Source organism: Burkholderia sp. Leaf177, from assembly GCF_001424345.1.
GTDB lineage: Bacteria > Pseudomonadota > Gammaproteobacteria > Burkholderiales > Burkholderiaceae > Caballeronia.
On the sequence record NZ_LMPF01000021.1, the window covers coordinates 329,478 to 342,518 of the forward strand.

Genomic DNA, 13,041 nt, shown 5'->3' on the forward strand with positions numbered 1-13,041 from the left:
ATTCAATCGATGCGTAATATTTTTGAGATGTTGCCAAGGTCTTTATGACGCCATCCGATCAAAGTATCGAATCTCCAAAGACACGCAAACGCCCGCATTTGCTGCGGATTGTCGTAGCGGTGGTAATCATCGCGCTGATCGCGGTGGTTATCGTGCACTTGCTGCGCGCAAAAAAAGCCCCGCGCGCCGCGCCGCCGCAAGTCGTCAGCGTAGCCACTGCAAGCACAGGTTCGATGCCGGAAATACTGAGCGAACTCGGCACGGTCACGCCCACGGCGACCGTCACGGTGCTGCCGCAACTGAGCGGGTATCTGACCGCTGTCGGCTATCACGAAGGTCAGGACGTTCAGAAAGGGCAGTTCCTCGCGCAGATCGATCCGCGTCAGTATGAAATCGATAAACAACAAGCCGAGGCAACGCTCGCCAAGGACCGCGCCGCACTTGCGCAGGCCCGCGCCGACCTCGCCCGTTTTACGCAGCTCAACGAGCGCAAATCCATCGCCGAACAGACTTTCGCGGACCAGCAATTCCTCGTGCAACAGGACGAAGCAGCGGTGAAAGTGGATCTCGCCAACATCGCGCAATTCGACCTCGATCTGGCTTATTGCCATATCACGGCGCCGGTTTCGGGGCGCGTCGGCTTGCGTCTGGTCGATCCGGGCAACTACGTGACTGCATCGTCGTCACCGGGGATCGTGGTGATCACGACCATGAAACCGACCACCGTGCAATTCACGGTGCCGCAAGACGCGCTCGCGAACGTGCTGCAACGCATGAACGCCGGTGCGCACCTTCCGGTCACGGCCTATAGCAGCGACAACTCGAAGGAGATCGCCACCGGCACGCTGTACGCGGTCAGCAACCAGATGGCAACGAGCACGGGCACCGTGACGCTGAGAGCGACGTTCCCGAACGACAACGAAGCGCTATTCCCGAGCGAATTCGTCAACGTGAAACTGCTGGTCGATACCCTTCAGAACGCAGTGCTGGTCCCCACGCCCGCGGTTCAAAGCGGTGCGCCAGGCGACTATGTGTATCTCGTGAATGCGAACAACACGGTCTCGGTGCACAAGGTCACGCTCGGCCCGAGCGACGGCAAGAACACGGTGATCACGTCGGGGCTCGCGGCGGGCAATATCGTCGTGACCGATGGCACCGATCGTCTGAGCGATGGCGCGAAAATCCAGGCCGCCGGGGCGAAGCCTGCATCGGGCAGCGCGGATGGCACAGCGCCGGCAAACGGCGCTCGAGGCCGGCATAAACACGCTGGCGCGGGCGCATCGGATGCGCCCGCGGCTTCCGCGCAAGCCGCTTCGTAGTATCGGACCGATGCGCCGATGAACATTTCCCGCCTGTTTATTCTCCGGCCAGTAGCCACGCTGCTGCTGATGATCGCCCTCGTGCTGGTCGGCCTCATTGCGGTGCGTGTGTTGCCCGTATCCTCGCTGCCCAACGTCGACTATCCGACTATCCAGGTGCAGACGTTTTACCCGGGCGCGAGTCCGGACGTGATGGCGACCACGGTCACCGCCCCGCTCGAAGTGCAATTGGGCGAGATTCCCGGCTTGCAGCAAATGACCTCGTACAGTTCGGACGGTGCATCGGTCATCACGCTGCAGTTCGACTTGTCGCTGAATCTCGATATCGCGCAGCAGAACGTCCAGCAGGCCATCAACGCCGCCAACAGTTTCCTGCCGAGCGGCCTGCCCGCGCCGCCGACCTACGCGAAGGTCAATCCGGCCGACCAGCCGATCCTGACGCTCGCCGTCACGTCCAGTTCCATGTCGCTCACGCAACTTGAGGACGCAGCGAACAACCGCCTCGGCACGAAGATTTCGGAAGTATCGGGCGTGGGCGTGGTCACCATCGGCGGCGGCAACGTGCCCGCCATCCGCGTGGAAGCGGACCCGCAGAAGCTGGCCGCCTATGGCCTGAATATCGACGACCTGCGCACCTTGCTCAGCTACGTCAACGTGAGTCAGCCGAAGGGCAATTTCGATGGCCCCGATCTCGACTACACCATCAACGGCAACGACCAGATCTCCGATCCGAAAGACTATCTGAACACGGTCGTTGCGTACCAGAACGGCGCGCCGGTGTTCATCCGCGACGTCGCGAAGGTCACGCAAGCGCCGCAGGACGTCGAGCGCGGCGCCTGGTACAACGGCACGCCCGCGATCGTCCTGAACGTGCAGCGCCAACCGGGCGCGAACGTGATCGCAACCGTCAACCAGATCATGAAGCAGTTGCCGCAGCTCGAATCCACGCTGCCGGCCGGCATGAAGGTCACGGTCGTATCGGACAGTACGGGCGTGATCCGCTCGTCGGTATCCGACGCCGCGTTCGAACTCCTGCTCGCAATCGTGCTCGTGGTCGCGGTGATCTTCGTGTTCCTGCGCAACGTGCCGGCAACCATCATTCCGAGCATCTCGGTGCCGGTATCGCTGATCGGCACGCTCGCCGTGATGTACCAGCTGAACTATTCCATCGATAACCTTTCACTGATGGCATTGATCATCGCGACGGGCTTCGTGGTCGATGATTCGATCGTGATGATCGAGAACATCGTGCGATATCTGGAGGAAGGCAAGACGCCGCTCGAAGCTGCGCTCGAAGGCGCGGGGCAGATCGGCTTCACGATTCTCTCACTGACCATTTCGCTGATCGCGGTGCTGATACCGCTGCTTTTCATGGGCGGCGTGATCGGGCGTCTCTTCAGCGAGTTCGCGGTGACGCTTGCTGTGACCATCGTGTTGTCGGCGGTGGTTTCGCTGACTGTCGTTCCCATGCTTTGCGCGCGTCTGCTGCGCGCGCAGGCTGAACGCCATCCGAGCCGATTCGAGCGCATCAGCGAAGGGCTTTTCGATAAAACCCTCGCCGGCTACGAACGTGGTTTGCGCTGGGTTCTGAATCATCAGATGCTCACGCTGATGGTCGCGATCGGCACGGTCGTATTGACCGGCGTGCTGTACGTGGTGATCCCGAAGGGTCTCTTTCCGACGCAGGATATCGGTGTGATCGAAGGCATCAGCGTGGCCGACAATTCGGTTTCCTACAAAGCGATGGTCACGCGTCAACGCGCGCTTGCCGACGCCATTCTCAAGGATCCCGACGTCACGTCGCTCACGTCTTACGTTGGCATCGACGGAACGAACTCCACGCTGAACAACGGGCGTTTCCTGATCAACCTGCGCGATCGCGACAAACGCTCGGACACGGCGCAGGAGATCGCGCGCCGCCTACAACAGGAAGTCTCCAATGTTTCGGGCATTAAGCTTTACATGCAGCCTGAGCAGGATCTCACGCTCGACACCACCGTCTCGCCGAATCAATACAGCTTCGTGTTGCGCGGACCGAGCCAGCAGGCGTTCCAGAAGTACGTGCCGGAACTCGTCGACCGCCTGAAGCAGATCCCGTCTCTCGCCGACGTTCAAAGCGACATGAACACCGACGGCTTGAGCGTGAACGTGGAGGTCAACCGGCAACTGGCGGCACGCTTCGGCATCACGCCGGCGACCATCGACAACGCGCTGTACGACGCGTTGGGGCAGCGGATTGTCTCGACCATCTTCCAGCAATCGGATCAATATCGGGTGATCCTGGTGGCGAAGCCCGAGTCGGTTCCCAACGTTGCTTCAATAGGAAACCTCTACCTGCCGAGTCAGACGAGCAGCACGGGCCAGGTTCCGCTTTCGGCGATCGCGAAGATCCAGATCGTCAAGTCGCCGCTCGTGATCAGCCATCTGGCGCAGTTCCCGGCCGTGACCATCTCGTTCAATCTTGCGCCGGGCGCGTCGTTGAGCACCGCCGTCGCGCGCATTCACGATGCCGAGCAAGCGGTCAAGCTGCCGCCGTCGATCACATCGTCGCTGCAGGGCGCGGCGCAGGCGTTCCAGGATTCGTTATCGAGCGAAGTGTATTTGCTGATCGCCGCGCTGGTGGCGGTGTATATCGTGTTGGGCGTGCTTTATGAGAGCTTCATCCATCCGGTGACGATCCTTTCGACGTTGCCATCGGCCGGGATCGGCGCGTTGCTTGCGTTGATGATCGCGGGGAGCGACCTCGATGTGATCGGCATCATCGGGATCGTGTTGCTGATCGGCATTGTGAAGAAGAACGCGATCATGATGGTCGACTTCGCGCTCGACGCCGAACGCAACCACGGAAAATCTCCGCGCGATGCGATCTTCGAAGCGTCGTTGCTGCGCTTCCGCCCGATCCTGATGACAACGCTCGCCGCCATGCTCGGCGCATTGCCCATGCTGCTCGGCTCCGGCACGGGTTCGGAATTGCGGCGGCCGCTCGGGCTTGCGATCATCGGCGGATTGACGTTGAGCCAGATGCTGACGCTGTTCACCACGCCGGTGATCTACCTGTTCTTCGACCGGATGGCGGAGCGCGTGAGGAACCGGCGCAAGCGTCGCAGCGACGTACCTGACGTGCCTGACGCGTCGGCGGAGCAAGCGCCGTGAACATCTCGGCTTTATTCATCCGGCGCCCGGTCGCGACCACGCTCCTGGCTATCGCGATCCTGATCGCGGGCGCGCTCGCGTACTTCCGGCTGCCGGTTGCGCCGCTGCCGAACATCGCGTTCCCGGTGATCGTGGTGCAGGCCAACATGGCTGGCGCAAGCCCGAACATCATGGCGTCGACGGTAGCCGAACCGCTGGAGCGGCGGCTCGGCACGATTGCAGGCGTGGAGGAACTCACGTCGATCAGCTACGTGGGTTCGTCGATGATCGTGGTCGAGTTCGCGCTGAATCGCGATATCAACGGGGCGGCGCGCGACGTCGAGGCCGCCATCCAGGCCGCGCGCGCCGACTTGCCGACGACCTTGCGCGCGAACCCGACGTATCGTCAATACAACCCGGCCGATTCGCCGATCATGGTCCTCGCGCTGACCTCGGACACGCTCACCAAGGCGCAGCTTTACGACTCCGCGGATTCGGTGATCCAGCAGCAGCTCTCGCAAGTGAATGGCGTGGGCCAGATCACGCTCGGCGGCGGCGCGTTGCCTTCGGTGCGCGTCGAGTTGCAGCCGGGCAAGCTGAGCAGCTATGGCATCGGACTCGAAGACGTACGCGCGGCGATATCGGCGGCCAACGCGGACAGCGCCAAGGGTCATCTCGAACAGGGCGACCAGCGTTACGTGGTGGTATCGAATGACCAGATCACCAAGGCGGCGCCGTATCGGCAACTTGTGATTGCTTACCGCGACGGCGCGCCGGTGTTGTTAAGCGATGTCGCCCAGGTCCGCGACTCGAACGAAAACATTCGCAACGCCGGACTCTTCAACGCGAAGTCCGCGGTGCTGGTGATCGTCTATCCAATGCCCGGCAGCAACATCGTCAACACAGTCAGGCAGATCCGCAACGTGCTGCCCTCCATTGAAGCGACATTGCCCAGCAGCGTGCACGTCAACGTCGCGATCGACCGCTCGGAATCGGTGCGGTCGTCGGTGGGAGATACCGAGCGGACCTTGTTCATTGCCGTGCTGCTGGTCGTGGGCGTGGTGTTCATTTTTTTGCAGTCGCCGCGCGCCACGCTCGTGCCGGCCGTTGCGTTGCCTTTATCGATTGTTGGAACGTTCGGGCCGATGTATTTGCTCGGCTATAGCATCGACAATCTCTCGCTGATGGCATTGACTATAGGCACGGGTTTCGTGGTCGACGACGCCGTGGTAGTGCTCGAAAATATCGTGCGTCATCTCGAACTCGGGCTCAGTCCGAAGGAAGCGGCACTCAAAGGCAGCGCCGAAGTGGGCTTCACGGTGATATCGATGAGCCTCTCGCTGATCGCCGTGTTCCTGCCAATCCTGTTGATGCCGGGCATCGTAGGATTGCTCTTTCACGAGTTCGCCGTCGTGCTGTCCATTGCGATCCTGATCTCGCTCGTGATCTCGCTCATCGTCACGCCGGCTATGTGCGCGTACGTGCTCAGCCGCGAGAACGCCGGACACGCGAAGGCGCGATGGGCGGGTTGGGTCGAGAAGCAATTCGACCGTTTCAAGAATGCTTATGCGCGTTCGCTCACGGCCGTACTCGATCATTCGCTGCTGGTGATCCTGTTGCTGATCGGCTTGCTTGTCGCTAACGGGTTTCTCTTCAAACTCGTGCCGGCGACGTTCTTTCCCGAACAGGACACGGGCATTCTGATCGGGCAGATCATCGCGGACCAGAGCATCTCCTTTCCCGCGATGGAAAAGAAACTCGCCCAGTTGCAGGAGATCGTGCAGAAGGATCCGGCGGTGCAATCCGTTGCCGGGTTCACCGGCGGCCGGGCGTTGAACACGGCGAATGTTTTTATCGAACTGAAGCCGCTTGCGCAGCGCCATGTAACCGCGACAGAAGTGGTCAATCGTCTTCGGCCGAAGCTGAATCAGGTCTCCGGCGCGCGGCTCTTCGTTCAGGCGCAGCAGGATCTGCGGATTGGCGGACGGCAATCCGCGGCTGAGTATCAATACACGCTGACGAGCGATGACTCCGCCGCGCTTTTTGCATGGACTCCGAAGCTTGTGACCGCGCTCAACAAAGACCGCAGCGCGTTGGTCGATGTCAACTCGGACCTGCAGCAAAACGGCTTGCAGACCTACGTGAACTTCAATCGCGCGACGGCGGCGCGTTACGGCTTCGCGCCCAATCAGATCGATAACGTCTTGTACGATGCGTTCGGCCAGCGCACGGTATCGACCATTTATAACGCGCTCAATCAGTACTTCGTGGTGATGGAAGTCGCGCCGCAATACTGGCAATACCCGCAAACGCTCGACCAGATTTTCCTGAGCACGGCGGCGGGCAATCCGACCGGCAGCCAGCAGACGCAAATGCCGGGCGCAACCGTCAAGGGCGTGACGGCAGCGAGCGCGGTCAGCGCAGCGTCGAGTGCTTCGTCGAACACGAATTCGCTGAACTCGAACGCCCAGGCCAACGCGACCACGAACAGCATTTCCAACAGCAAGGGCGGCAGTTCGAGCGGCAGTGCGGACAGTACATCGGCTGAAACCATGGTGCCGCTGCCCGCGCTCGCGAGCTACGTCAGCAACCATACATCGACTCAGGTCAATCACCAGAGCGGGTTGGTCGCCGCGACGATCTCGTTCAACCTGCCGCCGGGCGGATCGTTGAGTCAGGCGCAGGTTGCCTTACAGGACGCGGCACGCGAGATCGGCATGCCGGCGAGCATTCACGGTGCTTTCGCGGGCGCGGCGCAAGCCTACGCACAGTCCATGGGCACCGTCCCGCTCCTGATCCTCGCCGCGCTGGGCGTGGTGTATATCGTGCTCGGCGTGCTTTATGAAAGCTCCATTCATCCGCTCACGATCTTGTCGACGCTGCCCTCAGCGGGCATTGGCGCGACGCTTGCGTTGCTGATCTTCGGCACGCCGTTCTCGGTGATCGCGTTGATCGGCATCATCTTGCTGATCGGTATCGTCAAGAAGAACGGCATCATGATGGTCGATGTCGCCATCCAGTTGCAACGCAATGAAGGCATGCCGGCGCGCGAGGCAATCCACGCGGCCGCCGTGGTGCGGCTGCGGCCGATCATGATGACGACCTTCGCGGCAGTGCTCGGCGCGGTGCCGCTGGCGATTGGCATCGGCCAGGGTGCGTCGCTGCGACAGCCGCTCGGTATTACCGTGATGGGCGGCCTGATCGTAAGCCAGGTTTTCACGCTTTACACCACGCCGGTGATCTACCTGTACCTGGACCGGCTGCGCTTCAAGCTCGTCAAATGGTCGTCGGGTCTGCCGTGGAATCGACAAGCCGACAACCTCGGGCAACCTGATACGAAGGCATGACAATGATGATCTCCTCCAAACCACTGGCGGCCGCAGCGGCCCTCTTGCTGAGCGGATGCATGGTCGGCCCGGACTACCATCGGCCGCAAGTCAGCGTTCCGGCGACCTTTCACGAATTGCCCGGCTGGACGCAGGCTCAGCCAGACGCCGATGGTCCCAAGGGCGCGTGGTGGACCGGCTTCAACGATCCGCTGCTCGATGAACTCGAACCGCTCGTGGCGGTATCGAACCAGACCGTGCGGCAAGATTACGCCAACTATCAGGAAGCGCTCGCCGAGGTGAAGATCGCGCGCTCCGCCCTCTTCCCGACCATAGGCGTCACCGGTTCCGCCACGCGTCAGCGCAGCGAAACGGGTACGTCGAGCGCGATATTGAGCCGCGGCCTTGGCAATATCCAGACGGTGAGCAATTCCGGTTCGCTCGAAGGCAACGTCAGTTGGGCGCCGGATTTATGGGGCTCGGTGCGCCGTACCATCGAGCAGAATGCCGCGACCGCGCAGGCCACTGAAGCGACGCTTGCAAACGCTACGCTCTCCGAACAGATTGCGCTCGCAACGGCGGTGATCCAGTTGCGTACCAGCGACGCCAACATCGATTTGCTCCAGGAAACGGTCAAGGCGTACCAGCATTATCTGCAAGTGGTCGCAGATCAGGACACGTTCGGCATCGTTCCTCCGTCCGATGTCTTGACCGCCCGCACGCAGCTTGAAAACGCGCAATCGAGCCTGATCGCGCTTGGCGTCGCGCGCGCGCAGAACGCACATGCGATTGCCGTGCTCGTCGGCAAGAACCCGGAAGACCTCGACATTCCCCGCAGCACGGCAATGCCGAGCTTGCCTTCAATTCCGGTCGGCGTTCCATCCACGTTGTTGCAGCGCCGGCCCGACATCTCGACGGCAGAGCGCCAGATGGCGGCGCAGAATGCGGCGATCGGCGTTGCGGTCGCGGCGTATTACCCAACCGTATCGCTGTCGGCGCTGGACGGCTTCACGCAGTCGCCGCTCGGCGGCTTGCTGCACGTCGCCAACTACGTCTGGTCGCTCGGCGGCAGCGCGACCGAAACGCTGTTCGACGGCGGCGAGCGCAGTGGCGAAGTCGCGGCGGCGAAGGCGGCGTATCAAGCGGCCTTGGCCAACTATCGCGGTACGGTGCTGACCGCTTTCGAGGACGTGGAAAACGACCTGTCCGGCTTGCGCATCCTGGCCGAGCAATCCGATACGCTCGATTCGGCCGTGCGCGACGCAAGCCGCGCCGCCGAAATCGCTTTCAACGAGTATCAGGCGGGAACCGTGGACTACACGACGGTTGCAACCGCCCAGGCAACGCAGTTGAGCAGCCAGCAAACAGCGCTGAACGTGCAGCAATCACGTTTGCTCGATGCAGCGTCACTGATCGGCGATCTCGGCGGCGGGTGGTCGGAAAGTCAGCTACACGACGCCCGCACTGCAACCGCTCCGTAGCGATCAGAAAATCCCCTTGACACCCGTTTAATGACGAATTTCAATACGAAAGCGGTTTAGTAAAGCGCTTTCGTAGAGGTCGGGGTGGTTAAGACGAAGTTGGGGGCAAGCTTGAGTGAAGTCGCGTCGGCGGCCGGCGTTTCGCCATCGACTGTGTCGCGTTACATCAACGCCGGGATCAAGTTGCCTGCATCGACTTCCGAACGGATCGATGCAGCGATCAAAACCTTGCGGTATGTGCCCAATCCGCTCGCCCGAAGCCTGGGACGGGGCCGGTCGGACACGGTTGGGCTTGTCATTCCGGACATTGCCAACCCGTTTTTCGCATCGCTGGCGTCCGCCGTCGAGCAGGCGGCCGAGGAGCACGGCCACGGCGTCCTGTTGAGCGCGACATCGAACAGCGCAGCACGCGAAGTGGAATACGTGTCACGCATGCTGCGCAACCGCGTGAGCGGCCTTTTGTTTGTCAGCGGACACCACAACTCGAATGACCTCGCCGAGACCCTGGCGGCAGCGCCGGGCCTGATCCTGATCGATGAAGACGTGCCCGGCATCGAATGCTCGAAGGTGTTTTGCGATAACGAAAACGGTGGCCGGCTGGCCGGGCAGTACCTGGCCTCGGTCGGCCACAAACGCATTGCGTTCGTTGGCGGACTGGAAAAACTGCGCAGTACGACCGAACGCCTGACCGGCTTGCGCGAAGCCGCGGAGGAAAACGGCGCGAAAGTCGTCATGACGTGCTTCGGTGATTATTCGCCGGAGTTCGGCCGGCAAGCGGCGGCGCAAATCCTTCAGTCCAGTGAAGCGCCCACAGCGGTTTTTGTTTCAAGCGGAGAGATTGCATTTGGTTTGCTGGAGGCGCTGCAGGCAGCAGGCATCGCGATTCCGCAGCGCCTGTCTCTCATCGTCTTCGATGACGCCGGACCATTGCACCTGTTCAATCCCGCGCTCACCGCAATCCGGCAGCCGATCAGGGAGATGGGAAGAAAAGCTGTCGAGTTGGCGTTAGCGGAGCCGGACGAAAACGCTGCGTTCGTAGAGCTTTTGCTGCCTGTTGAATTGATCGTCCGTGCGTCGGTCGCGGCGCCGGGAGCAACTTGAATGTCCAACCGTAGAGGTTGAAGATGCTGAGCAAACATTGCGATCGAGTCCTCCGGAAGTTAACGTGAGGATTGCTACCTACGGGATCTTTGCCTGCGCTCAACAAATTGGGCACGGCAAAAAAGGAAAGAAATGATGGAACGTCAGTCTCATTCAGACCAGTTGCAAGAGAAGAATCGCGTCCTTTGGAACGAGATGCAGGCGCATGCGTTCGTTGAAGACATCAAGCACGATTCACTTGCAAAGAAGGTGTTCCACAACTACCTTCGTTACGAACATTTGTTTGTGGAAACCGCCATTACCATCTTCGGTCATGCGCTCGTGAAGGCGCCGGATCTCGCGAGGAAACGTTGGCTTGCCGGCGTGCTGCACGCTTTATCGACGGAGCAGATTCCTTATTTCGAGGGCGTATTCAACGCACTCGATGTGCGTCCGGTTTCCGACCACGACGCCCTGCCCGCGCGCGTTGTTGCGTTCAATTCCGGCATGCTTGAGATTGCGGCGAAGGGGTCTTACCACGATGTCATTACCGCCATGATGTGCGCGGAATGGATGTACGCGGAGTGGTGCCAGGCGGCGGCGCGCAATCCCATTTCCGACCCGAACGTCAAAGCATGGGTGCTGTTGCATACCGATACCGCTTTCCTTGATCAAGCCGCGTGGCTGAAAAACGAAATAGACAGCATACCTCCGGCCGAATTCGATTTCGAACGTACGAACGAGATCTTCTCGGAAGCCCTTTCGCTTGAAATCGGCTTTCATAGCGCTGCGTACGAATAGCCGGATACCGATGTCAACCAGGATAAATGTATGTCGAACAAGCTCGTTTTGAATGAAAAACCTAATGTCATCGCGGGTCTTTTTGGCCGCAAGAAAGCGGTCATCGGAATGCTCCATTGTCTTCCGTTGCCCGGCTCCGCGCGATACGACGGAGAGCGGATGGAGGACATCATCGCGTTCTCGTGCAATGAAGCGCGGCTGCTCGTGGAAGGCGGCGTGGACGGATTGATGGTCGAGAATCACGGCGATATTCCGTTCAGCAAGCCGGACAACATCGGTCCGGAAACGGTCGCGGCAATGACCATGGTCACCGAAGCCGTAAGACGCACCGTGAAATGTCCCATCGGCATCAACGTGCTGGCTAACGGCGCTATCCAGGCGCTTGCGATTGCGAAGGCGGCGTCGGCATCGTTCATTCGTGTGAACCAGTGGGCGAACGCTTATGTTGCCAACGAAGGCATCGTGGAAGGTCCCGCCGCGCAGGCGACGCGCTACCGGTCGTGGCTGCATGCAAGGGACATCAAGATTTTCGCGGACGTACACGTGAAGCACGGCGCGCACGCCATCACGGGCGACCGGTCGATTCCCGAACTCGCGCGCGACGTGGAATTCTTCGATGCCGACGCAGCCGTCGCAACGGGCCAGCGAACAGGCGACTCCGCGCAACTCGATGAACTCGCGGCGATCGGCAAGGGAACGTCGCTGCCCGTGGTCGTTGGATCGGGCGTTACGCCGGCGAATATCAGCGATATGTTTTCCATCGCCGACGCTGTCATCGTTGCGAGCTTCCTCAAGAAAGACGGCTTGTGGTGGAACGACGTCGACCGCGATCGCGTGAATGAATTCATGGCTGCTGCAAACAAGGCCCGTTCATGACACGCGTGTTCGTGGTTGGCAACGCGGTGTCGGACGTGACGCTCAACGTCGAGCGCGCACCGCGTCCGGGCGAGTCGGTACTGGCGCAGTCCATCGCGCGCGCGCCCGGCGGGAAGGGGCTCAACCAGGCCGTGGCGGCGCAGCGTTCGGGCGCGAAGGTGGTATTCGTCTCGGCGATAGGCAACGACGCTGCCGGTGCTGAGATTGAACACGCGCTCCTGCAAGAAACGTTCGACGATCTGCGCCTGATCAAGTTGCCCTGCAGCACCGACGTATCGATCCTCACCGTAACCGCCGACGGCGAGAACTCGATCATTACCACCATCGATTGCACGCAGGCGAGCAGCGGGGAGCGTCTCACGGCGTCGCTATCCGGCGTGCGAGCGGGAGACTACGTGCTGATGCAGGGCAACTTGTCGCTTGCCAGTACGAATGCCGTCGCCGATCTGGCGCGCGAGCACGGCGCAAAAGTGTTGATCAACGCAGCGCCGTGGCATTGGGACAGCACCGAAGTGCTCGAGAAATGCGATGGGGTTATCGCGAACGAGGGCGAGATCCTGGACATTGCACAAGGCGACGACGTAGAACGTTCGGCGGCATGGCTGCAAGCCAAGGGACCGGTGTGGGTTATCGTGACTCTCGGCGCCCGCGGCTGCTTGCTGTCAACGCAAGAAGGCACATCGGGTATTGCGGCGAAACCGGTGAAAGCGTCCGATACATCGGGCGCGGGCGATGTTTTTTCGGGCGTGCTGGTCGGCGCGCTGGCGCGCGGCGCTTCGTTGAATGACGCCATACAGGCAGGGCAACGCGCCGCCGCGCTGACGGTCGAGCGGACGGGAACCTTCAGCGCCATTCCGTCGATGGAAGAAATGCGCGAGATCGTCGGATAGCTAAAAATTTTCGGTAATCTGGCAGGTCTGAGCGCGCTGACGGAGTGCTGCAAAACGCGAGTACCATTCAGGTTTATCTACACGTTACGAGCCTTCACGCTCATCGATGCGGTCCGTACCGTCAGGCGCCTTGCCA

8 protein-coding genes are annotated in these 13,041 nt (G+C 60.9%); all 8 read left to right on the forward strand.

The genetic code is table 11. The features are described from left to right. The first annotated feature begins 44 nt into the window (after positions 1 to 44). Positions 45 to 1,319 (forward strand): efflux RND transporter periplasmic adaptor subunit, encoded by a 1,275-nt coding sequence (locus ASG35_RS16890; RefSeq protein WP_056359643.1) that lies wholly within the window; start codon positions 45 to 47, stop codon positions 1,317 to 1,319. Between the two features lie 18 nt (positions 1,320 to 1,337). Next, the gene (locus ASG35_RS16895; protein ID WP_056359645.1) at positions 1,338 to 4,472 is read left to right on the forward strand and encodes an efflux RND transporter permease subunit; all 3,135 of its coding nucleotides are present in this window, start codon (positions 1,338 to 1,340) and stop codon (positions 4,470 to 4,472) included. Beyond that, on the forward strand, positions 4,469 to 7,798 hold the full coding sequence (locus ASG35_RS16900) for an efflux RND transporter permease subunit (RefSeq protein ID WP_056359648.1): 3,330 nt from the start codon (positions 4,469 to 4,471) through the stop codon (positions 7,796 to 7,798). The genes ASG35_RS16895 and ASG35_RS16900 overlap by 4 nt, the downstream gene beginning before the upstream one ends. Next, entirely contained in the window at positions 7,795 to 9,258 is a 1,464-nt protein-coding gene (locus ASG35_RS16905) for an efflux transporter outer membrane subunit (protein ID WP_056359650.1), read from the forward strand. The genes ASG35_RS16900 and ASG35_RS16905 overlap by 4 nt, the downstream gene beginning before the upstream one ends. A 111-nt stretch (positions 9,259 to 9,369) precedes the next feature. Beyond that, entirely contained in the window at positions 9,370 to 10,359 is a 990-nt protein-coding gene (locus ASG35_RS16910; RefSeq protein ID WP_235527574.1) for a LacI family DNA-binding transcriptional regulator, read from the forward strand. Positions 10,360 to 10,494: 135 nt separating this feature from the next. Beyond that, positions 10,495 to 11,139 carry a TenA family protein gene (locus ASG35_RS16915; RefSeq protein ID WP_235527575.1) on the forward strand — a complete coding sequence of 215 codons (645 nt, stop codon included), beginning with the start codon at positions 10,495 to 10,497 and terminating at the stop codon, positions 11,137 to 11,139. Between the two features lie 30 nt (positions 11,140 to 11,169). Further along, positions 11,170 to 12,015: a BtpA/SgcQ family protein gene (locus ASG35_RS16920; RefSeq protein ID WP_056359654.1), complete on the forward strand. Its 846-nt coding sequence runs from the start codon at positions 11,170 to 11,172 to the stop codon at positions 12,013 to 12,015. Beyond that, entirely contained in the window at positions 12,012 to 12,905 is an 894-nt protein-coding gene (locus tag ASG35_RS16925; RefSeq protein WP_056359657.1) for a ribokinase, read from the forward strand. The genes ASG35_RS16920 and ASG35_RS16925 overlap by 4 nt, the downstream gene beginning before the upstream one ends. Positions 12,906 to 13,041 lie beyond the last annotated feature (136 nt).

Excerpts from the sequence above, each read along its gene's own strand:
- ASG35_RS16890 (WP_056359643.1), top strand. The coding sequence starts at position 45 with ATGACGCCATCCGATCAAAGTATCGAATCTCCAAAGACACGCAAACGC.
- ASG35_RS16895 (WP_056359645.1), top strand. The coding sequence starts at position 1,338 with ATGAACATTTCCCGCCTGTTTATTCTCCGGCCAGTAGCCACGCTGCTG.
- ASG35_RS16905 (WP_056359650.1), top strand. The coding sequence starts at position 7,795 with ATGACAATGATGATCTCCTCCAAACCACTGGCGGCCGCAGCGGCCCTC.
- ASG35_RS16915 (WP_235527575.1), top strand. The coding sequence starts at position 10,495 with ATGGAACGTCAGTCTCATTCAGACCAGTTGCAAGAGAAGAATCGCGTC.
- ASG35_RS16920 (WP_056359654.1), top strand. The coding sequence starts at position 11,170 with ATGTCGAACAAGCTCGTTTTGAATGAAAAACCTAATGTCATCGCGGGT.
- ASG35_RS16925 (WP_056359657.1), top strand. The coding sequence starts at position 12,012 with ATGACACGCGTGTTCGTGGTTGGCAACGCGGTGTCGGACGTGACGCTC.